This window comes from Microcoleus sp. A6-C6 (assembly GCF_036705955.1).
Lineage (GTDB): Bacteria > Cyanobacteriota > Cyanobacteriia > Cyanobacteriales > Microcoleaceae > Microcoleus.
In genome coordinates this window covers 32,612-56,988 of the sequence record NZ_JAUBVR010000042.1, presented here as the reverse complement: position 1 = coordinate 56,988, position 24,377 = coordinate 32,612, and the positions used below count along the sequence as shown (strand labels likewise).

The window sequence follows — 24,377 nt, the reverse complement described above, 5'->3', positions numbered from 1 at the left end:
ACAGAAGCTGATCGTGACCCTAATACTCTCCGAATCTCCATTGATGCCAAGGCAGCAGTCAAAGTTGGAGAATTTGATCGAGGTGGTAAAAGTCGGATACCAACTCTTGCACTCGATCACGATTTTGCGACCGAATCAACCGTGATTCCCTATGGCATCTTTCTGCCTGAGTACAACGAGTTATTTTTGATTTTCGTTACCTCTAAATTAACGGCTGATTGTATTGTTGATCTACTTGAAAGTTGGTGGCAGACTGTCAAGCATCGTTTTACTCATATTCAAAGATTGGTCATAAATCAGGATAATGGACCAGAAAATAATTCTCGTCGCACTCAGTTTATGAAACGGATTCTAGATTTTGCTACATCATCTCAACTGACGTTACAACTGGCTTATTACCCGCCCTATCATAGCAAATATAACCCCATAGAACGTTGTTTTGGTTGGCTAGAAAAGCATTGGAATGGTAGTTTACTTGATACTGTTGAGACTGTAGTAAATTTTGCAAAAACTCTCACATTTAAGGATAAAAATCCAGTAGTGACATTGGTAGAAACAATTTACTCCACAGGAGTTACACTCAATAAATTAGCTAGGGCAGAAATTGAAACTCAGATTAATCGCCTCCCTAATCTTCAAAAATGGTTCGTGGAAATTTTCGCTAAACCCACATAGTTATTGGATCATTTTTTTTGTGGAGGCCTCTAAAAGACTATTCCACGATATGTATTTACTCTAAATAAGGTGATAACACATAATGAAAAAGCAAACAGACGATCTTAATCAGCCGTTAGAATCAGTTCGTTGCAAAATTATTAATTCCTACCTTGCAACTATTGAAGATAGCTTTCGAGAAAACCGTCCCCAACTAAAACTCATCAATTATGGTACGGGTTCAGGAAAAACTCACCAATTGTTTCAAGCGATTTATCAAACCATAGAAGAACATCCCAACAATCAAATAATCGGTATATATGTTGCGCCATTGAGAGAACACTTATGTGTTCCAACTTCTGTTGAGAGCCAATACCAAAATATTCCCGTCTATAAAATAAATTCATTAGCAATGAAAACGACGGATGAGTATATCAAATTATACAAAGAATTGATATCTTCAATTCTTGAAAATAAAAATATTTGGAAGATCGATAAGAAAGTACGTTCTGATGAAAAAGTTCAGGAAAATCGACGAAATCTTGAAAAAGTTAAAAATGTAATTAAACGCCTTGAATATGTAAAAAACACAGACTTGGGCAATGAAAATTTTAATATTTTGGAAATTACGAAAATAGAACAAGAACTGAATAATTTAATTGAAAAGTTTTTAGAGTTTTTTATCAAATGTGAATTAGATAGAACAAATTGTCCTGCTGAATGTTTAAAGTTAATTGAAATATTTTTTCCTCTTCATCTTCTGCAAAAGAAATCTGGAATTTTGATGCTCACATATAAAAAATTTGAAACGGCTATTCCGTACTTTATCCACAATGATAAAACCTGGGTAAAGAAAAGCAGTCATCTCGATAAATATGTTGTTGAACATACAGACAACTCCCGAAAATTTATCCTTGCCTTGGATGAGCAGGAAGATGGCTATCAAATTATGCTAGAGGAGAAGATTGATATCATCTCTCCTGAAAAACTGGCAATCAATAATGCGCTGTCATCTATCAATAGAGAATTTTCTATGCTGTTTTCAACTAAAAATAATGAAAACAGAGATTTTTTAAATTTTATAGATAAGAATAAGGGAGCTTTTTACGAATTTCAAGAACACTTTGAAAAAGACAAAGCTCTAGAACAAAAACTGCAAGAATTCGCTCACACCTATCAACGAATGACCTTTGAGGAGGGAAACTCTATCAAATTTTTAGAAGAAATAGTAAAACTTCAAAAAAAGCTTGACAAATCAATGGAAGAAATTATTGGGATTTTCGAGAATAATGATGAAAAAAATCCCATTATAGTAGATTTTGAAATGTTATCCAGAGTTATTTCAAAATTCGAGAATAATAGAAGTTTATTGATTCCTCAAAAGCTTTACAATAAAATATGTGATGATTTGATGAACATTTTTGCATACAACAACCTATACATCTACAACCTCGAACCTCTGCAAAAATTGTTTTTAACAAAACCTTCTGGCGGACACGTACAAATCACAGAGGAAAAAGTTGCAGATAATACTTCTGTAGCAGAGTTAATTTATGCCATTCTAGCTGTGCGATCGCAAATCAAAACCATCAAAGATTTTCTAGCTAACGTCTTAGATGCTGAAGATTCTCAATCCCGTTCTTTAGAAATTTGGTCGAAACAAATAACTAAAGTCCAAAAGGCAATTGAAGAAAGTCCCTCGCAAAATAAACTGCTAAAATACTTAAATACTGCTTATGTCTATGAAAGTTATAAGTCTATCATAAATATTAAAGAAATTTCTCGTTATCAAAATCCTAAAAATAATCTGATAGATCGCGCCCTTAGAGAAGTTTCTATTGGTAGTACGGCTATATTGACTTCGCCTGAATTCAAGATAAAATCCATGTTATGCAATAATAGTAATGTGATTTTTCTGATTTCAGCAACAGGAGGAATTTTAGGAGATTTAAGCACTAGCTATGATATGCAGTATTTCAAAGATAAATTGCGGAATGCTAGTGAATTCGGTCAAAGTTCCTTTAAGGAAATGAGCGAGGAAGAAGTATTGCTTTGCGAAAACATCAGAGAGAGTCGTGAGGCGAAGCGACAGATTGGAGTAGAGTTTTTCGGTGAGGATTTATTGTCTTTCCCAAATGACGAAACTCAACAAGTTGTGGAACGATTTGAAGAAACTATTTTAAAAAGTTTTATCGACGATCTCAAACAGGATGGGAATTGGCTGGGTATTTACAAAATCCAAGAACTTCAAAAGTTTGTTCGTTTCTTGTTTTACCTTTTTGAGGATGACTTAATTCAAGAAACAATTGCTTTTACTCAAACTTTACGCTGGATTAAACAGTTTATTCAACATTGCGAACGGCTCAATCATGCTAACTTTGTATTTGAGGTGTCACCAGAGCACCCAAACATATATTATATGCAAGTGAAGCATAAAAAATATCACAGTAATATTCGGATTAAAATCATTTTGTATGAGGCATCATTCAACAGTCTTTACTGCGACAAAAAAGCTCATGACACGTATTTAAATGAGCTTGTTGAAAAAGAAGGGGAAAAAATATTCTTTATATCGGCTTATCAATCAGCCTCTAAAGGCTTGAATCCTATCATCAAAAGCCCTAACGGTGATGAAAAAGATTTCGACTCTTTAATTTTGTTAATGGACAGTTACTATACAGTAATGGGCCCATCGCTTAACAAATCAAAAGATTCTGGATTATCTATGACGCTTTACCATTTTGCCTTAATGAAAAGTATTGTAAACTTGGGAGAGTCTGATCTTGAAATCAAAGATTTTAACAAATATCTGAGTAAACCAGAAGCTGGAGCATTTCGAGAGCAGCAACACCAGATATTATTAGGGAAACAAGTTTTGCAAGCTATCGGCAGATCTGAGAGACGTGATTTTCCCAACCAAGTAATAAAAATATTTGTTAATGAAGAAACTAGAAAAAATTTAGTGAATTTTTATAGATACCTGGAAGGGAAAGAAAAGGAGGAAATCCGTAAGTTTTCCGTTAACAACCACAAAGTTTACTTAAGCGTTCGAGAAGAAGAGAAAAAACGAGCAATTAAGGATTATGACGATCATGTTATTGATGAGATTGATGCCACTCTGGCTTTCCAAGCGTTTAGAACACAAATGTTGGAGGAAATCGATCGCTTTCATCTTAATAAAAATACTTTTGATATTGCACAAGCGTGGGATGCGTTGCGCGACCCAATTGTTTTCAAAAACCCAGCCAAGTATCTGGAAAATTTACGAAATTCAAGGCTATTTCCTGATGATTTTATTAAGTCATTATTCTATCACAACCCAGAACAAGTTGAATTTACGCCATATTTAGCTTCCGAGGAAGAAAGAGGCCAAAAATTCCAGATTATTAGCGATAGTATCAATGGAGAAAAAATATATCCTTATCAAAAGCGGTTATATCCTGAATCTCTAAAAATAAATGATCGAGGCTATGACTTAGAAAATAATGAAATTAGCTCGCTATATCCTTCGACTGATTTAATCTACAGACTGTACAGCAAGTTGATGCCACAACCGGAAGTTTTTAATACTTATATTCCGCGTCCGCATTTCTTTTACGATGTGTTGTATGCCTCACTGGCTGAAAATTTTGTGGAACGCTGGATTCAAGATGTAGTTTTCAAAGGCAAAGACTGGAAAGACATAAAAGCCACCTATGGTTTTGAGCCATTGCAAAATTTCAAAAAATATCATAAGCTATATGAGCGGTTTGATTTGTACTATGTCAAGGATAATACGCTATTCTGTATTGATGTTAAAGCTTGGAGCGTAGGTTCGGGTAATCGCCTTTCAAAAAAGACCCTGGATAAAACCGAAAACAAGCTGAAGGCGATTGTTTCAGACTATCCAGAATTTAGCACTGCGAGAGGGTTACTCCTTAACTTGCACGCCGCCCAAGAAAAAAATCAACAACACTCACCCATATTATTTTCGGGAAATTTGATTTTTTTTGACGAGCGCAATTGTCCAGTAGAATCCAAGATCCTCAGAGATTTTTTGTTTCAAAAGGAGAAATAAAATGAAAAATAAAATAGCAGCATTATCAGATATATCGCGAACCAACCAACTAAAAATATTAGAAACTCCCCAACAAGTTGCCGAAAAACTGCGTCAGTATCTATTTGAATTGGGACAAGGGATAGAACATTTTACTCTTGAATATCCGCTTGCTGAAGATAAAAATTCTGAAAATGAGGATTCACGACCGACATTTTATAAAGACCGACATAAATACATTAAAGCTCAAGTCCAAGAAAGGCTTGCTGCACATGGGGAAAAACGGGAAATTTCAGACATTCAATACTTCCTATCCTATACGGGTGGCAAAAAATATGTGTTCTTTTTATCGCCCAATAAAAATCATTCGGGATGGCAAAAGTTATTTACAGACACTTCTAGCGATCGAGAAAGGATTTTCAACCTCATTTTTAAGTTTTATATTCTTTCTCAAGGCTTATCTGTCGAAACAATAAACGGTTTTGAAGAATTACTCTTACTTCATTCCATGAAGACCAGTGAAAAATCGAAAGACGCTCTTTTTGTATGGGGACAGAATTTGTTAATCAAATACAATCCATATAATGTACTAACATTAACACTGTCTAGAAAAAGCCGAAAATTCTTAGTACAAAAAGATCGAAAAGATTACAAGACTGTAGATGGTGATAATTTAGGAGAGTTGTTGGTATACAAAAATAAGAATTACTACTTCGAGCGCGATCTCGATGCTCGTCGCCAAAATTCTATTTATTTTATGCAATTTGATAGCGATCCCAAAAATTACGATAAGTTCAAAAAAACTCAGCTTTATCATTACCAAAATCTCATGACAAAACTTGAGGGATTTTTAAGTGAGTGCAATATTACTTTTCAATCTCTTGATTTTCAGGCTGACCACTACGTAGAAAACCCTTTCATCAAAAATATAGAATCTGTAGAATCCTTACAGATTATTAACAATACAGGAGTCGATCTGGCTGAATCTGACCAACAATTTTTGCAACGTTTTCTGAAACATCAAGGGGTATCTACGATCGCATTTTACAATCAGGGAAAAACTGTTAGTACCTATGAAAAAGTAGAATCTGAAGGTGATGACGAGGTTTGCTGGAGAATTACGGAATCTATTAAATGGTCAGATATTCAACTCGAACCGGAAAAAAACTATTTAGTTTTCAATAAACTTTTGGAGGAAGAAGCGGGTTCAATGGCTTACCAGAGAAAAGACACTCTCTGGTGTCCCTCGACAACATTAGATAAGCAATCACCAGTAGATTTCTATTCACAGTTAAAGAAAAAATTTAACTATTTGGAGACTGGAAAGTTTTTTAGCATGCAGGGGAGAAATATACCAGAATTTCGTGCTGTGGGAGATGAGAAAACTGATTTTGCTGTTTTTAATTATACAAATTGGAAAATAGATATAGATAATCTCCGCGAGGAGACGAAAGCTTTTACAGATGGTAATTTTTTGGATGTAGAGGGCTCTATTTTTGCTTATATAATAGGACAAGAAGATACCAAACAATGGGAGAGTTTCTGCGATAAATACAAGATAAATATTTCACCTGAATTTCAGAAAGTTTTGATTGAGTTGGGAATTAAGAACTGGATCTCGCAGAGTTTGTCAAATCCGAACTTGGGCTTGCGTATTACTACTCCTCAAGCATTTTCTGAAAAACAATTTTTTAGTATTTATGTACGCAGCCCCAAAAAAAAGGAAGCTAAAGCTGTTGCGGTAGAATTTCTGTACAAAGATGGTTGCATATATATAAAAAATGTAATATCCAATTTGAAACAAATAGAGTCCAAATTTCGATTTTTAAGAAGGAAAAGAAATAATTCAGAAAAATTAATTAACGATCAGAAAATTTTTGTAGATGAATCAGAGAAGCTGTATATTAGTTGTTATACCGATGATTTCTATACGCCAACATTAATTGGAAAAACTGGTATTATTGAAGACTTGGCAAGCGAAGAATTAACAATAGATCGAAAAAATAAAGGTGAAAATAGTAGTAAATTGTTACCTTTGGTATCCCATTACAACAGCGAAATTAACCCTATCAACAGAATCCAAAAGATGATATGTTTGGACTTGAAGAATGAAACATTTATTCAGTATTATGTTCCTCCGGCACAAAATATCGTAGCATCGATTAAGAAAGGGTTTAGAGTCTATCATTTGATTGGGAATAGATATTCAGGAGAGTCAATTCCCACATCGGATCTGATCGATCATCCCATCACAGCTTTACATTTGAGTACGCTAACTCACAATGTTTTAAAAATCGGGGAAAACAGTCAATCGTCATTGTTACAAAAAGTAGCACAAGTATTAATTGAAAATTGAAAAAAAGCTGAATTTGAAGGCTGATTCCAGAAAAAATCAAGATATTTCAGCGATCGGAGAAGATGATCGGATACACTCATATCTGGTCTGAGGCAGGACAAAAGTATCAATGTCAGCTAGAAGCCAACCTGCTAGTTAGAGCCGATCGAGCATTACGATCGCCCTTTAGACTGGTAACTTGGCAAACTAGACGTGCAATAATCAGCCATATTCTCTGGTATGCGATCGCCCGAACCTATGGACGCACTAATCGGCAAAACTTTACAAGGTGGAAAATACACCCTAGAAAAAGAACTGGGGCGGGGCGGTTTTGGGATTACCTTCCGGGCCAATCACCGCTACTTAGGACAGCCCGTGGTGATTAAAACCCTCAACGAATCTCTGCGGCGCGATCCAAATTTTGCCGAATTCGATCGCAAATTCCAAGACGAAGCGAGGCGATTGGCATCCTGCGTCCATCCGAATATAGTGCGCGTCAGCGACTTTTTTGTGGAAGACGGACAGCCATACATGGTAATGGACTACATTGCCGGTCAGAATTTGGCAGAAGTAGTCGGTGGAAACAATCCCCTCCCAGAAAATCTCGCAATTCTCTACATCACTCAAATTGGCGCTGCTTTGAAAGCAGTTCATCAAAAGGGTTTGCTACACCGAGATGTCAAGCCGCAAAACATCCTCCTGCGCCAAGGTACTCAGGAAGTAGTGCTAATAGATTTTGGCATTTCCCGCGAGTTTACAGCAGGTGCAACCCAAAATCACACTAATATGGTGTCCGACGGCTACGCGCCGCCAGAACAGTATTTCGCCCAAGGAAAATATACGCCCGCGACAGATGTTTACGGGCTGGCGGCGACGCTTTACACTTTGCTCACAGCACAGGTGCCGGTGGCTGCAATTTTGCGTACCAGCCAGCCGATGCCTTCACCCCGCGACTTGCGGCCTGAGTTAAGTACGACTGTCAGTCAAGCTGTGATGCGGGGGATGACGGTAGAAGCTCAAAATCGCCCTGCTAGCGTGGATGAGTGGCTGGGTCTGCTGCGCGGGCAGGGTGCAGGGTCGGACACCGGGCCGACGCTGGCGGTGATGCCGGGACACGGCGCTCAGTCGCCTGCAAATGTGAGAACAGCGCCTGCTGTGGTGTCTTCTGGGGGGAGCAATCGCAAGATTTGGTGGATTTTGGGGTTGGTGGCGATCGCCCTGTTAGTTGCAAGTTTAGTGGGTGTTGCTAGGGTTTTCCTCAACCGGCAACCTTCCGAACCCGCACCGGTAGCGAAGGACGATCGCACTTCTGCCTCTGCTGATCCAGACGCGCGATCGACCCCCGCACCAATTCCCACACCAACTCCCACACCAACTCGCCGAGAAACTCCGCCACCTGCTGCTGAAACTCCAACACCAACACCAACACCAACACCAACTACAACTCCCGCGCCTGCTGAAACTCCTTTCTCGCCAACACCAGCCCCAGCGCCAACAACCGCAGGGGAAGGCGCTGAGACACCGCCGCCACAAGAACCAACCGAAAAACTTGTTGACAAGGAGTTGCCGCCCGATCGATCCGCACCCAGCCCCGAACAACCCGCAACCAGTTATCAGAAGACTCCCACTATCCCAGGGTTTGCCGTTGGTACCCCGGAAAGTCAGATTGTAACTGCATTGGGAAATCCCACAGACTCTCAATCCCGCGGCTATTGGCCGAATACTCGCACCGCGCTTTACGAAATATTGCCAAATCGGATTACTCTCGGCTACATCTACGATCGCGATTCCGACAAATTAGTGCAAACAGAGGGATCATTTGCCCCGTCGGTGGACGATTTGGTGGTGAAAACCGCCTTAAATGGGATGGTGGGCGGTGCTAACCGGGATATTTTGCAAGGCTTGGGGGACGTGCAGCAGCGCCGGACTAATCGATTTACTTTTAGGAAGGGTTCTCTCGAAGGTACGATCGAACGCAATGAGCGCGATCGGATTTACATCGGCGTTTGGGACGAAAATTTGCATTAAACATTCCTACACGCAGAACCTCGTAGAGTTCGCAGTGCGAACTTTACAGATTCCATCTTCCATCTTCCATCTTCCATCTTCCATCTTCCATCTTCCATCTTCCATCTTCCATCTTCCATCTTCCATCTTCCTTCTTCCATAAAATCTAAAATCGATTGACGTTACACGAAATATTCGCTATGATAAGAGAACACGAGGGGCTGTAATGGTTTCGACAGGGTGGCGAAAGCCGCTCCGTGATGCAGGTCGAGAGGGAGTCTACTCTCGTTAATATCGGCTCAAACAAAAAAGTAAATGCGAACAACATCGTTCCTTTCGCTCGCAAAGCCGTAGCTGTAGCCTAAAAACTTCTCTAGCTTGGTTCAGAGTGTATGCAGCTTAACTCCGTTAAAGGCAGCATAACAACCCCCAACGGATGCCCTAGCTAAACGTTTCTAGTCGTCTAGCCGGGAAAGCAATCACTAGAAAATCCCCCCATTTGGGATAAAGATGGTTCCCGCCCCAAGGATTAGAGGGGATAAACCTGTGAACGATCGGAAGGTTAATACCCATTTTGGACGGCAGTTCGATTCTGCCCAGTTCCATAAAAAAGGTGACGTAAAATCAATGGTTTAAGCCATTTGAAAGCCACTTTACAAAATTCAAAGGGCTCGCGAGTTAACTCGCGAGCCCTTTTGTTTGGCATTCAATCTTGATTCAACCTAAAGATCAGACGGCGGTTGAAACCGCTTCTACACAAAGATCAGACGGCGGTTGAAACCGCGTCTACACAAACGAAGTCCGGATGGTGCGCGGACTGAAGAAAAAAAGGTAATTTTAACCAATCAGTCTTCAACCCGCGGAGGCGAGTTTTGTCTGTATAGACGCGGTTTCAACCGCCATGTCTTCTGCGTCGGCGGGTTTTGTCTGTATAGACGCGGTTTCAACCGCTCGGTCTTCTAAAAACACATCAGTTACCAACCCATTAGCTAAGCTGCGGGATCACATAATTAGAACTTCACCTCATCCATCGGTTCTTGGGGCCAGTCCGGCGATATACTATTAGGCGGTAAAGCATTAAAAATCTTTACAAAAACCCCGCTCTCTAAGCCTACTCCTACGAAGGACAGGTTAAAAATTATATGGCGATCGCTCAAAAGCTGGAAACATGAACCCAGGAATTGACTTACAAGGAAGTTTCGTAGAAGCCCTCATCAATTGGGGCTTACCTGCCGACATCGCCCAAGTGCTTTGGCTACCGCTGCCGATGTTGCTGATGATTGTCGGTGCTGTATTCGGGGTACTGACTAGCGTCTGGCTGGAACGGAAAATTTCCGCCGCCGCTCAACAGCGGATCGGCCCAGAATTTATCGGCCCTCTGGGAGTGCTCGCACCCGTTGCTGACGGGCTGAAGTTGGTATTCAAAGAAGACATCGTACCGGCCAAAGCTGACGCGCTGCTGTTCACGCTCGGCCCGGTAATTGTCGTGATTCCCGTGTTTCTGTCCTACTTAATCGTGCCCTTCGGAGAGCATATGCTCATCGCCGACATGGGGACAGCAATATTTCTGTGGATTGCTCTTTCTAGCATTCAGCCGATCGGCTTGCTGATGTCGGGCTATGCTTCTAACAACAAATACGCCCTCCTCGGCGGACTAAGAGCAGCCGCTCAATCCCTCAGCTACGAAATTCCCCTAGCTTTGGCAGTATTGGCAGTTGTGATGATGTCCAATAGCCTCAGTACGATCGACATCGTACAGCAACAAGCCAGCTACGGAATCCTCGGCTGGAACGTCTGGCGACAACCCGCCGGTTTCCTCATTTTTTGGATCGCAGCCCTCGCAGAATGCGAACGGTTGCCCTTCGACCTTCCCGAAGCAGAAGAAGAATTGGTAGCAGGATATCAGACTGAGTACACAGGCATGAAATTTGCTCTGTACTACATCGCTTCCTACGTTAACCTCGTCCTTTCTTGCCTGCTAGTAGCAGTTTTGTACCTCGGCGGCTGGGAATGCCCGATTCCCGTCGGAGTTATCAGTAATGCCCTCGGATTGAGCGAGACAACTCCTTGGTTGCAGGTAATTACCGGCTTGCTGGGCATTACCATGACCATGCTGAAAGCCTACTTTTTCCTGTTTCTGGCAATTCTGCTGCGCTGGACTCTGCCGCGAGTTCGGATCGACCAATTGCTAAATTTGGGATGGAAGTTTTTGCTTCCCGTTGCTTTAGTTAATTTGCTATTAACCGCAGCTTTGAAGCTTGCCTTTCCCTTTGCTTTTGGCGGTTAATTGATAATAGGTAAAAGGCAATAGCTAACACAAATTAGCTGTTAACCAATTACCTATTATCAATTAGCAATTACCAAAAACTCAAGTACAGAGAGAGAACACAATGCTAAAATTCCTCAATCAAGTAGGCGAATACGCCAAAGAAACTCTTCAAGCTGCTAAGTATATCGGTCAAGGGCTAGCTGTGACTTTTGACCACATGAGACGCCGGCCGATTACGGTGCAGTATCCTTACGAAAAACTAATTCCTTCGGAACGTTTCCGGGGCAGAATTCACTTTGAATTTGACAAGTGCATCTCCTGCGAAGTCTGCGTTAGGGTGTGTCCGATCAATTTACCTGTGGTGGATTGGGAATTTAACAAAGAAACTAAGAAGAAACAACTCAAGCACTACAGTATCGATTTCGGGGTGTGTATCTTCTGCGGCAACTGCGTAGAATATTGTCCGACTAATTGTTTGTCGATGACAGAAGAATACGAGTTAGCCGCTTACGAGCGTCACGAGTTGAATTATGATAGCGTGGCTCTCGGACGTTTGCCCTACAAGGTTACAGATGATCCGATGGTGACACCGCTGCGGGAATTCGCTTATTTGCCGAAAGGTGTGATCGACCCTCATGAAGTTTCCTACACCGATCGCCGCGCCGGTCTCCGCCCAGAGGAAATTGTCGAAAAGTAAGTAATTAGTCATTAGTCAGCAGTCATCAGTCATTGAAACAACCAATAATTAATGACTGCTAACTAATGAGTGAAAACCAACAATAGAAAACTAATGATTGAGGATTTAAAATTGTGAATCTAGCCGAAGGGGTTCAACTTGTTTCATTTGGCATCCTGTCAGTAATGATGATTGGAGGAGCATTAGGAGTAGTCCTATTCTCCAACATCGTTTACTCAGCATTCTTGCTGTGCGGCGTATTTACCAGCATTGCGGGTTTGTACCTGTTGCTGAATGCTGATTTTGTCGCAGCAGCGCAAGTCTTGATTTATGTTGGCGCAGTTAACGTCTTAATTTTGTTCGCCATCATGTTGGTAAACAAACGAGAAGACTTCCGCGTAATTTCCAACGCTTGGGTACGTCAAGTAGCAACCGCAGTAGTTTGTGCTGGTTTGTTTGCGCTTTTGGGTACGATGGTAGTGTCTACTCCTTGGGCGATCGTGCCGATTACGGGAGCACCGGCTGAAAGTTCGATTGTAACGATCGCCAAACACTTCTTCACAGACTACTTGCTACCTTTTGAATTAGCCTCACTGTTTTTGTTGATGGCAATGGTAGGAGCAATTGTCTTAGCCCGCCGCGATTTCTTTGCGGATGAACTGTCCATGAAGCAATCGGAAACACCAGCTTTTAGTTTGCCAGAACGCCCGCGCGAATTAGTTTCAGCAGGTGATGTTTCCTCACCCGAAACAAAGTAATTCTATGGTGTTTGTGGCGCACATAATTATGCGTAGGGTTCGCCACAAGCACCTCATGGATTTATGCAAGAAGTCCAAATCTGCCTGTTTTGTAGTAATTTTGACTGAAAGAAACTCAAAAAATTTATGCAACTGCAACTCCAGTATTTCCTGTTATTAGCTGCTGCACTTTTCTGCATTGGGATATACGGTTTAATTACCAGCCGAAATGCAGTGCGGGTGTTGATGTCGATCGAGTTGATGCTAAATGCAGTCAATCTCAACCTGATGGGTTTTTCCAACTATCTTGACCCCGTACAGATTAAAGGCCAAGTATTTACGGTGTTTGTACTCACGGTAGCGGCTGCTGAGGCTGCAGTCGGTTTGGCGATCGTCTTGACGATTTACCGCAACCGCAACACCGTAGACATGGAAGAGTTTAATTTGCTGAAGTGGTAATTAGTCATTAGTCAGTAGTCAGTAGTCATTAGTCATTAGTCAACACTTAGGCAAGTTATATTCGTTACCAGCCAAGAGCCTGGTAACGCATACTCGGAGGGAGCATCTCAGTTTTGCATTTATAGTGCGAGCGTCCCCGCTCGCTCCTCCGTACAATACGCGAGCGGGGACGCTCGCACTATACTCGCAACCAGTTAATTACTGTCTTTGCTTCTAGTAATTTCGAGAGTAATTCTGCCGCCAAAGTCAGGAATCGGAGCGGCCGGTTTTGAGAGTTTGAGCTTAACTTTTTCGACTAAATGCAGTTCTAAAAGTGCTTGAACAATAGTATCTGCTAGCCTTTCTATCAATAAAAACTTCGAGTCTTTGACTAGCCGTTGAATCAGAGAAATTGCACTTCGGTAATCGAGAGTCTGTTCAATATTATCGCTTTTGCCGGCGGGCGATAAATCTAGCCAGAGAGTGACATCCACTTCAAACCACTGGCCCAATACTTGCTCTTCAGGTAAATAGCCTGTGTAGCCGTAGCAGCGAATTCCTGTAAGTTGAATACAATCCATTGTGAAATAAACTAAAAGTGCATTGCATATACCAATTTACATTGAACCCGATAAAGTTCTAATTCTATTCGGGAGTATCTCAGTTTTGGTGTTGTATTAGTGCGAGTTCGTATAGCACAGCAAAGGTCTATAAGCAAGCGATCGGGGACGATCGCACTATAGTATAATTCTGATGTTGTATTGCAAATTTGATAAGCCGTTGCGCGTGCAAGCATTTTCGCGGTTCATTAACTCTTATTATACCTTAAATATCAAAGTTGCTCTCCCTTCTCCGATTTATCCAGAAAATCCTCAGCAACTTGATACCATTTCTTTCTAATTTCTGCATCTTCGGGCTTGTCTGTCAAGCTACGACCTTGTAATTCTGGATATTTATTGTAAAACAATTCATCCACTTTCTGATAAAATATGTCCGGCTCGATATTAAGATTTTTGCGGCGCTTACCAATTTGTTCTTGTCTAGCTACTTCTGCATCGAAAGATGTATCTGGAAATTTGGGAAGTTCTGGAATTTTAGGCATATCAGGTAGTTTGGGCAGTGTAAAACCAGATTTGACTATGCTAAAAGCTAGCATCCCCGGCAATAAAACCACACTTAAACTCCCTAGAGTTTTCCACGGAATTAACTTAAATTTGCTGGTGTTGCTGTTAACAACTTGATTGTTTTGCACAACAGGAGGATTGTTATTGGTAGCTGTTTGAGTGCTTTGGTTGAAGGGGCGACCGACAAAGTTCATTGTCACCATTTGGGAGATGATGCTGCCAATTTGGGATAATTTTGGGTCTTTGAGTGCTTCGCGGACTTCTTTTGCGGACTGGTAGCGATCGCCCGGTTGTTCTGCTAGCATCTTATCCAACACACTTGCGAGGTTTTGACCGACTGTGACGTGCGTGCGCCAATCCCAAGTTTTGTTATGGATATCGTACAGTTTTTGAGGCTTTTTGCCGGTTAGTAGCACTAAAGCCGTCACAGCTAAAGCGTACAAATCGCTAGCGGGAGTAACTTTTCCCAGTCGCATTTGTTCGGCGGGCGAATAACCTTGTTTGCCGATCGCAGTATCCGATTGTCCCCTAAACTGAAATAGGGCGGTTGCTGCGATTTGCTTGACTGAACCGAAATCAATTAAAAATGGCAGTTTGTCAGCATCGTGCTGGATGATGTTGTCAGGGGAAACATCGCGGTGAATTAAATTGCGGGAATGAATGTATTCTAAAACGGGTAAAATCTGAAATAGCAGTTGAGTAACTTCCGCTTCGGTAAAATTGTTACCTTGCTGCTGGCGAGATATCAATATTTGTTCGTAGGTTTCACCGGGGATGTAGTCTTGAACTAAAAATAAAGATGGATTACCGCCCAAATCGGTGCGAAGCAGTTCTCGAAAGCGGGGGATTTGCGGGTGTTGGAGGTTGTAAAGCATATTCGCTTCGCGATCGAACAATTCGGCCGCTTTGGGGCTTTGAACCACCGGAGAGAACTCTTTGAGCACGCAGTTTTCGCCGTAGCGATTGATATCTTCTGCGAGGTAGGTGCGCCCGAAGCCGCCGCGGCCCAATTCGCGGATGATGCGGTAGCGTTTTTCGAGGGTGGAACCAGGGGCGAGGAGGGATGAGTTAGACATAAACAACGGTAAATTGTTCGAGTTGAGGAGTCGCGGAGCACAGTATAGCTTATTGTAGCTAAGTTTTTTTGGCTGTGAGGGCGATCTTATAGCCTTTTTCAAAAAGGTGAGGTTTAGATTTTAGATTTTAGATTTTAGATTTTAGATTTTAGATTAGGGGATTGATTGGTCAATACCTCATATGAGAGCTCGAACTGCTATACATTAGATTTGAATTGCAGCATAAATCTTTGATAGATAGATCGACCGCAGATGAAAGGCAGATAAACACAGATGGACGCAGATAATTTCAAGAATAGCAATTCAATGAAAGCACAAGGTATATTGCAATACTCCCAAAAATCAAATAAAATTTGATTCCAATTCGAGATTAATATGCAGCTTATTGTTAGTTACAAAAGTTAAGCGGCTGCGTTAAAAATTACATCTTTAGTTATGATGGATGAATCCGAAACACTGCTTAGCCACTCACAAAAATCATCGGGTGTCATTGCAGGATGATCGCCCGATTTTGCCAAAGCTTCCTGCACAACTTCAACCATTGTTTGCTCGTAATCTGGGTGCTCTCTTTCGATCGCTCCAAGTACAGCATTTTTTAGACGAATTAAGGCGTTGAAGTAGTCAGTCAGAACATCAGTTTCACCACAGATTAGCATCCAAGCTAGTGACAGCCTTGTTCTCAGAGAAGCGAAAAAACCTTGATTACCATCTTGATTGATAATTGAGGCATAAATCAGAGCTTTAAGCAACTCACGCTCCCCATCCGAAAAATCTTCCCACTTATTCTCTACTGCTGTTGCTAGAGCCTCTGTGTTTTGGGCGATCGATCGCAACCTTGACTGACTTACTGTATCCGGTTGGGATATTTGCCTAATTTCATAGGGGTTAATGGTAATTGCAGCGGACATTTTTTGCCTCCGGGCGCGATTGCGAAGGGTATAGATTAAGTATAGCAGTGCGATCAATAATTTGTGAATCGGCAAATCGCGATCGGGGCGATCGCACTATTGTATTCTACAAATCGCGATGGGTAAATTCCTGAGCATCTTTCCCGACATAACTCGCAGCAATATGACCGTCTCCAACAACTCGATACTTATAGGTAATCAAACCCTCCAAACCAACCGGCCCGCGAGGCGGCATTTGCTGCGTGCTAATCCCCACTTCTGCACCGAAACCGTAGCGGAAACCGTCAGCAAATCGAGTCGAACAATTGTGATAAACTCCGGCTGCATCGACTTGATTTAAAAAAGTTTCGGCGGCTTCGCTGTCTTCGGTGACAATCACATCTGTATGTCTGGAACCGTAGGTGTTGATGTGGTTAATTGCTGCTTCTACAGAATCTACTATTTTGATTGACAAAATCAAATCGCTGTATTCTGTAGACCAATCTGTTTCTGTCGCTTCGGCAATATTTTCTAAGATGCCGCGAGTTGGTTCGTCTCCCCGCAATTCGACTTTTTTTTGCTGAAAAGCTTGGGCGACAGCGGGGAGGAAAATGGGAGCAATATCCCTGTGAACTAACAAGGTTTCAATGGCATTGCAGGCGGCTGGATACTGAGTTTTGGCATCGACAGAAATCTCTACGGCTTTCTGAATGTCCGCTGCTTTGTCTGCGTACAAATGACAAATTCCATCGGCGTGTCCTAACACGGGAATCCGGGTATTTTCCTGCACGAACCGCACGAAAGAATTAGAACCTCTGGGAATAATCAAATCTACGTATTCATCCATTTTCAGCAGTTCGATTGTTTCTTCCCGCGTGGTGAGCAACTGCACTGCTGCGGGATTAACGGCTGTTTCTGCTAATGCTTGATGGATGATTTTTGTCAAGGTTTCGCAGGAACGGACTGCTTCTTTGCCGCCTTTGAGAATAACGCCGTTGCCCGATTTGATTGCCAAGGATACTATCTGAATCAAGGCTTCTGGACGCGCTTCAAAAATAATCCCTAAAACGCCCAAAGGACAGGTTACGCGCTTTAGGATTAATCCTGCGTCCAATTCGCGATGAATTTGCACGGCACCGATCGGGTCTGGGAGTTTGGCAACATCTCGCACGCCCGCGATCGCACTTTTCAACTTGCTCTCATCCAATTTTAGGCGATCGTACAACGGTTTAGCAATCCCATCCGCCTCAGCAGCCTTGCAATCAGCAGCATTCGCCGCTAAAATATCCGCAGCAGCAGCTTCTAAAGCTTTAGCAATAGCCTCAATCGCTTGATTTTTAGCACCGGCGGACAAAACTGCCAATTTTCTAGCAGATGCGCGCGTTTTTTGGGCAATTTCAATAATCGACATAGCAGTAACTTTTAAATAGTTTTGATTGTTGAGTTTTGAGGTAGTAATTGAATTCGCCCAAATAAATTAGGCGGGCAGTTTTCCATCTTAACAAAATAGAGGAAATTATATATTTTTGTTGAGACTCCTTACCGCGATCCGTACTGACAGGTTAAAACAGTGAAGTATAGATAAAATCCCACCGCGATTACCATTTGTCAATAACCTTTGGAGATTATTATGCCATCTCAAGCTCCTTTACGCAAGGCAGGGCGATCGCCCAAAGCCGGCGTTAAACTGATACAGAAAACTGGCGGAAATCTCGTTTTAGCTTCCGGCGTCACCATCACCCTGCTGTTTGGTATGGTGTTGGCGCTATCCTTAGCCTCAGTTTTGATTCTCAACAGTCCCGATCCAGTTACCGGATTGGCGATCGCACTTCCCATCACTCTAATTTTTAACATCGCAGCTTTTTTTCTATCACCTTACTTGATGGACTTAACCCAAAATTGGCTTTACAATACTCGCTGGGTTTCCCTAGCAGAAATTGAAAGCCAGAGTCCTGAAGCGGCGAAAATTATTAAGAAGGTTTGCAAACAGAAAAAACTGACTCAGCCGCGGTTAGGAATTATCGACGACCAAAACCCCACTGCTTTTACCTACGGTTCATTTCCTAACAGTGCTCGCTTAGTCGTCAGCCAAGGTATTTTCACCTATTTAGACGACGATGAAATTGCCACTGTTTACGCCCACGAACTCGGTCACATCGTCCACTGGGACTTTGCAGTCATGACCTTAGCTTCGACTTTAGTGCAGATTACTTACTTAATTTATACCTTTGCCACACGCATGGGTAGAAGTGGGGGAAACAAAGCTAAAGATGCGGCGGGTACTGTAGCTGCTGTTGCTTATTTGTTTTACATTGCAGGCACTTATTTGTTGCTGTATTTGTCGCGGACGCGAGAATATTTTGCCGACCATTTTGCCGCCGAAACTACCGGAAATCCCAACGCTTTATCCCGCGCTTTAGTAAAAATTGCTTACGGCATTTTGGAAGAAGGACAAAGAGCAACGGAACCCAGCCGCTTGTTAGAAGGAACTCGCGCTTTAGGCATTTATGATGCGAAAGCTGCTACTTCTACCGGCACAGCTTACCGGATTGCGTCGGAACCGGAAAAAATTGGGCGAGTGTTTTTGTGGGATATGTTTAATCCTTGGGCTTGGTGGATGGAGTTGAATTCGACTCACCCGCTTACTGGTAAGCGGGTTCGCGCTTTGAGCACCTACGCAGAACAATTAGGCTTGAATATTGAGTTTGATATGGGCAGGATTGTCGGGGAAGGCCGCAATTTGAGTAAGCGGAAATTGTACGGCAATTTTGTGTTCGATTTGCTGCTGTACAGTGCGGAAACTCTGGGATTGGCTGTGGGTTTTGCGATCGGGATTTCGCTGTCTGCTGCGAATCCGATGATGATAGTTGCTTGTCCTTTGATCGGTTTGGGTGTGGGAATTTTGCTCAAGACTTTGGTGATGTTTCCAAATTACGCACAAGCAGAACAATTGGATGTTTTAACCTTAATGTCTGACCCCTATGCAAGTCCTTTGCGCGGTCAACCTGCGAAACTGCAAGGCGAATTAATTGGTCGCGGTGATGCGGGTTATACCTTTGGTTCTGATTTGAAATTGCAAGACAAAACGGGAATGATTTATCTGCGCTATGCTTCTCGTTTTGGGCCGATTGGTAATTTTCTGTTCGGAATGAAACGGGTTAAAAGTTTGATTGGTATGGATGTTAGCGCTTTGGGTTGGTTCCGCCGGGGTGTCGCGCCTTGGATGGATTTGATTCGGCTTGAAAGCGATAGCGGTACGACGGTTAGCAGTTATCACCGTTTCTGGTCTTTTGTGATGGGGATTGGTGCGATCGCGATCGGTATTGCTTCTCTATGCGTGTCATTTGCTGCTTAAGATTAGAAAGGACTGAAGTCCTCACTACGAACCTGGTTTGTAGTAAGGACTTCAGTCCTCTTAAGTCAGGGTTAAGGACTAGAGCGTTAGTGTCAACTTAAGCAATATATGTAAGAAAGGGCGATCGCCCTATGGATAGCTACGCTTCACGCCCTTGAGTGCGATCAGCGCCCCTTGAGATGGTGGAAATGGATCAGATTGTGAGTGGAAACAGGGGTTGGGATGACACGAGGGTTAAGCGAATATGCTTGGTGGGGCGATCGCTCTGGTTGGATAAAATTAGAATGGCGATCGCGCAACTCTTCCATTGAATTGAGACGAGTCTGCTGTGAGGGTACTGGTGAGCGATCGAGATAAATATGATAATATTAAGAAACGAACAATAAATTTGTGGAAAGAGTGTGAGAGAGTGATTCAGAATTTGATGAAAATGGCAATTTACCACCAGGAGTTCATTTTTGTGAATGGGAGGAGTTTAAGGAGAGATTTGGTACTAATTTCAAGAGAAATAACATGATAGATGGCTTGAAACTAGCAATGACTCAGTTAAAAGCAGCAGGTTGTAGGACTATTTATATTAATGGTAGTTTTGTTACCCTAGAACCAAACCCTAACGACTTTGATGCTTGTTACGATCGCGAAACTGTAGACATGGACGATCTGAGAGTTAATGCTCCTCGATTGTTCAATCATTACGATCGGAATGCCCAAAAAGCTAAGTATAGAGGGGAGATTTTTCCGTCAGACCAACCTGTAGGTAATTACGGAGATAATTCTTTTGAGTTTTTTCAAAAGGATAGAAAACACAGGAATAAAGGAATTATAGCGATTGATTTAATGAGGTGGGAACCATGATCAAAGATGAATTAGAGTATGAAGTCAGCAAAGAATGGGTTGAAAAATTCAACAAAACTATAGCAGCAATGGAGCGGGATGAAGAAGCAAAAAGAAAAGACTTTCTCAAATGGGACGCAGGTAGGGGTGCGATACAATGCCATTTGGATCAGTTACATGAAGAAATAGCGGAATATGAAAGATTGATTAATTGTGACAAGAGCGAACCGATCGAAATTGTAGTTGAGAATTTTAATAAACTGCCCGATGCTTTAATTAAAGCTCGGATCGCTGCAAAAATGAGCGAGAAAGAACTAGCTGAAATGCTAGAAATTGACGAACAGCGGATTAAGGAGCATGAGGCTAAAAATTATAGATATGCTAGTTTTTTAGAACTCCTTGATATTAGCTTTGCGTTGGGTGTAGAGTTTAAGATGGCTGTAGTGCAGGTGGATTTTGAGCAGATAGAGGAACTCAAAGAAAGTGCAAAGAAATGGCACGAACAAAGAATAAAAAGGGCAAGTAAAGTATCTTAAGAATATCTTCTTTTCAAAAGAAAGGGCTGAATAGATCGGGTTTGTTGGCTGTCAATTAAATGAGTAGGTGTGCGATCGCTCATCAGAAAAAAGAAATGGCGATCGCCCTTTTGTTTGCTGGGGCGATCGCCCTACAGGATAGCTACGCTTCACGCCTAGAGTGCAATCATCGCCCTTTGAAATGGTGGAAATGGATCGGATTGTCGGTGGAAAGAGAGGTTGGGGTGAGACGAGGGTTAAGCGAATATGCAAGAAAGGGCGATCGCTCAAGGGGAAAGCTACCAACTTGCACAACTATCACAATCGGAGTAAACTTAGCCTATGGACTTAGTTTTTTAAGAACATGGAAACTGTAAATATCGATCAAGCTAAGACAAATCTCTCAGGATTATTGTCGCGTGTGGAACTCGGAGAAGAAATTATTATTTCAAACGGATCTATCCCAATAGCGAAGTTGGTTCCGTTTCGTAATTCATCCAATCGACGAGCTAGTTTAGGGCAAGATCGAGGGAGATTTATTGTACCCGAGGACTTTAACGATCCTTTGCCAAAAGAGATTTTGGCAGCATTCGAGGGGGATTAAAAGTGAAACTTTTGCTGGATACGCAGTGTTGGTTATGGTGGTTTGCCCAACCAGAGCGATTGAATGAGGAGGCGATCGCCCATATTGCCGATGAAATGAATGAATTGTGGTTTTCTGTTGCTAGTATTTGGGAAATAGGTATAAAAAATGCGATCGGAAAGTTGCCGCTGCCAGAACCGATAGATAGCTACATTTCTAGTCGCATGGTACAGTTAGGTGTGCAGTATTTGGAAATTAGAGCGCCTCATGCTTTACGAGCGGCTGCGTTACCATTACATCATCGAGATCCCTTTGATAGAATGCTGATTGCTCAGGCTCAAATTGAGGATATGACGCTTGTGAGTGCTGATTCAATGTTCAAGCAATACAGCGATATTTCGATTCTTTGCGCTGGCAATTAGTTTAGTAAGAATCGCCCTTTGTTTGCTGGGCCGATCGCCCTACGGGATAGCTACGCTTCACGCCCCTGTGTGCAATCAGCGCCCTTTGAGATGGTGGAAATGGATCAGATTGTCGGTGGAAACAGGGGTTGGGGTGACACGAGGGTTAAGCGAATATGTAGGAAAGGGCGATCGCCTACGCACTACAAATCATCGATCGTCACTAAACCGCCTTCGGTGAACTGAATCACAAGTTCTCGATCGTCTAGCAGAGAAGTTCCTAGCAATGGTCGCCTTCCTGTAGCAATCACACGAACTTCCCGTTCTTCCCCGTCCCAGATGACAACCGCTTCATGGACTGGCAGTAAAACCTCGCTGTTGTCTGCCAAATTTGCTGGAAGATCAAATATAAAAGGTAGCCTTAATAATGAAACGGCTTCTGGAGGCAAGCAAAGGTCTCCTGTGAATCCTGTATCGATGACAAATTCGATCGGTAAGGTTGAGCCGTTGGGGAGTATAAATGTCAAAGTGACGGTGGCGTGTCTATCAGTCACAATACCCGAAATCATTTGTATACACGCTCCATAACTCCACCGAATGACACAGCTACATTGTATCCAATACGGATGCCGAATAGACGAGCATTGGGATGTTTTACTCCCAGGTTGCGGGCTGCTTTTAACCCAGTTTCATCTACTTCGTAGTCTCCTGATTCAAAGTCGATGATTACCATCTTCCCGATGTTTTCCTCTATCTCGACTTGTTGGCGGATGCTGTTTTCGTACAATTGTCTGGCGCGCCGTGCCACTTCTGCGCGGCTTAAAAGGATGGTTTGCATAGTCTCGCCTCGCGATCGCTACACTGATATTGTACCGCAGAGGGCGATCGCCCTTTGTTTGCTTGGGCGATCGCCCTACAGGATAGCTACGCTTCACGCCCCAGTGTGCAATCAGCGCCCTTTGAGATGGTGGAAATGAATCGGATTGTCAGTGGAAACAGGGGTTGGGGTGACACGAGGGTTAATGGAATATGTCGGATGGGGCGATCGGACTAAGTTATGCTGCGAATACTACGACACGCCTGAACATTATATCCATTCAAGCTTTCATGCCAAATCTATCATAAAGCATCTGTCTTAACCTATTGCTACCGCGTTTCACGAAGTCATCTTCAGATTCCTGTTCTAAAGGCTCACCAATTTGATTACTGAAGTCCGATAAAAAAGATTCATTCTGAATTAAGCTGGACACCTCTTCTGAGAATTTTTGCTTTTCATTATTTGAAAATGAAAATGGCGTCAATATAAGGAAAGTTGCTGCTGTTAAACCCATTTGAAGGGATGGAAGAGTTAAATGAGATGCTGGCACTAATTGAGTAGGTGATTGCTCAATCTCATCCATGAATTCCTTAAAATTACTCTTCATTGATTGAGTAGGTGATTGCTCAATCTCATCCATAAATTCCTGCTGAAAATTACTCATCACTTATTCTCACTTATAATACCGATTTTTCCACGAACCATAAAAAGCACGAAGCAACTTTTCAAATGACTTGACAACTTCCTCTATAATTTTACCTTTCGTTTTATCGTCCAAGCGATTCCACAGTTTCAAAAACCAATTAAATATTTCAGATAGCCAACCAAACATCCGTATACTCCAAAGCTAAGAAACAGAACCTATAACCCAACCCTGTAATATTTGCTGCTGCATATAGATAGCCAAGCTTACCTTTTCAATCGCTCGCAGTTTTCTGATATTGGCTGCGAGGAAATACTAAAGCCAGACTAAACGCCGATGAAGGTTGGGTTGCAACAGGAAACCCAACCTTTATTATCAAACTGAACTAACTATCTTTACTTTTTACCTCCAAAAAGTTTATATATTCCGTATCCAATAGCAGCCGCCGCAGCAACAGGTGCAGCAGCAACTATGGCAGTACCTGCGATCGCGCCTCCCCCGACAACGCCACCGATACCAGCAAGGGTTCCCATAATTGCAGCACCAGAAGCACCACCAGCTACCGTTACAGCACCAGCACCAACTAGACCAGCAGCAGCCCCAATGTTTGTAGCTGTTCTTGCCGCTGCACGAGCATCATTCTCTTCCCCAGACAAGTTAGGTTGGTCTTTGAACAAAGTTTCATTCATTATTTTTGCCCCAAGATAAGCAGGGCCTGCTCCTAATACCGCAGGAGCCGCCGCCATACCACCACCAACCACACCACCTGCTGCGGCTAGGCCTGAAGTAATTCCTGCTCCTGAAGTTGCTGCAACAGTCAACCCTGTAGCAGCACTGCCAGCCGCGCCTAGCGCAGCACCACTGGCAGCCGCGCCTAGCGCAGCACCAGTTTCTGCAACCACTTTGACTTTTTTGACGGTATTTCGATAACTCATAAATTAATTTCTGTTTTGATTTTTTTCCATTATCCTTAATAAATTCAAGCTTTGT

Annotated in this window: 23 protein-coding genes, 1 other RNA gene and 1 pseudogene; 17 read left to right on the top strand and 8 right to left on the bottom strand. The window is 42.4% G+C overall.

What is annotated here, in order from left to right:
- The 9 genes from QUB52_RS17815 to nuoK form a co-directional block, all read left to right on the top strand.
- The coding region (locus QUB52_RS17815) for an ISAzo13 family transposase (RefSeq protein WP_332976224.1) at positions 1-675 on the top strand (675 nt) is incomplete at its 5' end.
- An 82-nt stretch (positions 676-757) separates the two neighbouring features.
- A complete protein-coding gene (locus QUB52_RS17810) occupies positions 758-4,711 on the top strand; it encodes a hypothetical protein (RefSeq protein WP_332974139.1) in 3,954 nt (1,317 codons plus the stop codon).
- 1 nt (position 4,712) lies between these two features.
- Positions 4,713-7,046 (top strand): hypothetical protein, encoded by a 2,334-nt coding sequence (locus tag QUB52_RS17805; RefSeq protein ID WP_332974138.1) that lies wholly within the window; start codon positions 4,713-4,715, stop codon positions 7,044-7,046.
- Between the two features lie 237 nt (positions 7,047-7,283).
- Entirely contained in the window at positions 7,284-9,053 is a 1,770-nt protein-coding gene (locus QUB52_RS17800) for a serine/threonine protein kinase (protein WP_332974137.1), read from the top strand.
- 196 nt (positions 9,054-9,249) lie between these two features.
- Positions 9,250-9,640: a transfer-messenger RNA gene (ssrA, locus tag QUB52_RS17795) on the top strand.
- Between the two features lie 560 nt (positions 9,641-10,200).
- Entirely contained in the window at positions 10,201-11,319 is a 1,119-nt protein-coding gene (gene nuoH / locus QUB52_RS17790; protein WP_265239375.1) for an NADH-quinone oxidoreductase subunit NuoH, read from the top strand.
- Between the two features lie 103 nt (positions 11,320-11,422).
- Positions 11,423-11,998: an NAD(P)H-quinone oxidoreductase subunit I gene (gene ndhI / locus QUB52_RS17785; protein WP_332968852.1), complete on the top strand. Its 576-nt coding sequence runs from the start codon at positions 11,423-11,425 to the stop codon at positions 11,996-11,998.
- A 113-nt stretch (positions 11,999-12,111) separates the two neighbouring features.
- Positions 12,112-12,735: an NADH-quinone oxidoreductase subunit J gene (locus tag QUB52_RS17780; RefSeq protein ID WP_332968851.1), complete on the top strand. Its 624-nt coding sequence runs from the start codon at positions 12,112-12,114 to the stop codon at positions 12,733-12,735.
- A 132-nt stretch (positions 12,736-12,867) separates the two neighbouring features.
- Positions 12,868-13,173: an NADH-quinone oxidoreductase subunit NuoK gene (nuoK, locus tag QUB52_RS17775; protein WP_332974143.1), complete on the top strand. Its 306-nt coding sequence runs from the start codon at positions 12,868-12,870 to the stop codon at positions 13,171-13,173.
- A gap of 194 nt (positions 13,174-13,367) precedes the next feature.
- On the opposite strand, the gene folB is transcribed toward nuoK, so the two are convergent.
- The 4 genes from folB to QUB52_RS17755 all read right to left on the bottom strand — a co-directional run bounded on the left by folB (position 13,368) and on the right by QUB52_RS17755 (position 17,650).
- A complete protein-coding gene (gene folB / locus QUB52_RS17770; protein WP_332974136.1) occupies positions 13,368-13,733 on the bottom strand; it encodes a dihydroneopterin aldolase in 366 nt (121 codons plus the stop codon).
- A gap of 251 nt (positions 13,734-13,984) precedes the next feature.
- On the bottom strand, positions 13,985-15,352 hold the full coding sequence (locus QUB52_RS17765; RefSeq protein WP_332974135.1) for a serine/threonine-protein kinase: 1,368 nt from the start codon (positions 15,350-15,352) through the stop codon (positions 13,985-13,987).
- Between the two features lie 401 nt (positions 15,353-15,753).
- Positions 15,754-16,260, bottom strand: a complete 507-nt coding sequence (locus QUB52_RS17760) for a hypothetical protein (protein ID WP_332974134.1) — start codon at positions 16,258-16,260, stop codon at positions 15,754-15,756.
- A 106-nt stretch (positions 16,261-16,366) separates the two neighbouring features.
- On the bottom strand, positions 16,367-17,650 hold the full coding sequence (locus QUB52_RS17755) for a glutamate-5-semialdehyde dehydrogenase (protein ID WP_332974132.1): 1,284 nt from the start codon (positions 17,648-17,650) through the stop codon (positions 16,367-16,369).
- 219 nt (positions 17,651-17,869) lie between these two features.
- Here QUB52_RS17755 and QUB52_RS17750 point away from each other — a divergent pair, with 219 nt between their 5' ends.
- From QUB52_RS17750 to QUB52_RS17720, 7 genes and pseudogenes are all read left to right on the top strand, one after another.
- Positions 17,870-19,594 (top strand): zinc metalloprotease HtpX, encoded by a 1,725-nt coding sequence (locus tag QUB52_RS17750; RefSeq protein WP_332974131.1) that lies wholly within the window; start codon positions 17,870-17,872, stop codon positions 19,592-19,594.
- A gap of 222 nt (positions 19,595-19,816) precedes the next feature.
- Positions 19,817-19,951 (top strand): hypothetical protein, encoded by a 135-nt coding sequence (locus tag QUB52_RS17745; RefSeq protein ID WP_332968842.1) that lies wholly within the window; start codon positions 19,817-19,819, stop codon positions 19,949-19,951.
- Between the two features lie 72 nt (positions 19,952-20,023).
- Positions 20,024-20,449 (top strand): annotated as a pseudogene (locus QUB52_RS17740) (DUF6932 family protein); the annotation flags it as partial.
- Entirely contained in the window at positions 20,446-20,964 is a 519-nt protein-coding gene (locus tag QUB52_RS17735) for a DNA-binding protein (RefSeq protein ID WP_265239674.1), read from the top strand. The pseudogene QUB52_RS17740 and the gene QUB52_RS17735, both read left to right, overlap by 4 nt.
- Positions 20,965-21,023: 59 nt before the next feature.
- Positions 21,024-21,320: a hypothetical protein gene (locus tag QUB52_RS17730; protein ID WP_265239675.1), complete on the top strand. Its 297-nt coding sequence runs from the start codon at positions 21,024-21,026 to the stop codon at positions 21,318-21,320.
- The gene (locus QUB52_RS17725; protein ID WP_265239676.1) at positions 21,308-21,547 is read left to right on the top strand and encodes a type II toxin-antitoxin system Phd/YefM family antitoxin; all 240 of its coding nucleotides are present in this window, start codon (positions 21,308-21,310) and stop codon (positions 21,545-21,547) included. Before QUB52_RS17730 ends, QUB52_RS17725 begins: the two co-directional genes overlap by 13 nt.
- A gap of 2 nt (positions 21,548-21,549) precedes the next feature.
- Positions 21,550-21,948: a type II toxin-antitoxin system VapC family toxin gene (locus QUB52_RS17720; RefSeq protein WP_265239677.1), complete on the top strand. Its 399-nt coding sequence runs from the start codon at positions 21,550-21,552 to the stop codon at positions 21,946-21,948.
- Positions 21,949-22,130: 182 nt separating this feature from the next.
- On the opposite strand, the gene QUB52_RS17715 is transcribed toward QUB52_RS17720, so the two are convergent.
- Both QUB52_RS17715 and QUB52_RS17710 read right to left on the bottom strand, forming a co-directional pair.
- Positions 22,131-22,496, bottom strand: coding sequence for a clan AA aspartic protease (locus tag QUB52_RS17715; RefSeq protein ID WP_265239678.1), 366 nt, complete (start codon positions 22,494-22,496; stop codon positions 22,131-22,133).
- Entirely contained in the window at positions 22,493-22,765 is a 273-nt protein-coding gene (locus tag QUB52_RS17710) for a hypothetical protein (RefSeq protein WP_265239679.1), read from the bottom strand. The genes QUB52_RS17715 and QUB52_RS17710 overlap by 4 nt, the downstream gene beginning before the upstream one ends.
- Between QUB52_RS17710 and QUB52_RS17705 the strand changes: the two genes are divergently transcribed.
- A complete protein-coding gene (locus QUB52_RS17705; RefSeq protein WP_265239680.1) occupies positions 22,755-22,904 on the top strand; it encodes a hypothetical protein in 150 nt (49 codons plus the stop codon). The two genes, QUB52_RS17710 and QUB52_RS17705, sit on opposite strands and share 11 nt — an antisense overlap.
- 120 nt (positions 22,905-23,024) lie before the next feature.
- On the opposite strand, the gene QUB52_RS17700 is transcribed toward QUB52_RS17705, so the two are convergent.
- Complete coding sequence (locus QUB52_RS17700; RefSeq protein WP_332974129.1) at positions 23,025-23,408, bottom strand: hypothetical protein; 384 nt, start codon at positions 23,406-23,408, stop codon at positions 23,025-23,027.
- A gap of 374 nt (positions 23,409-23,782) precedes the next feature.
- Positions 23,783-24,322, bottom strand: coding sequence for an RNA polymerase subunit sigma-24 (locus QUB52_RS17695; RefSeq protein ID WP_332974127.1), 540 nt, complete (start codon positions 24,320-24,322; stop codon positions 23,783-23,785).
- Positions 24,323-24,377 lie beyond the last annotated feature (55 nt).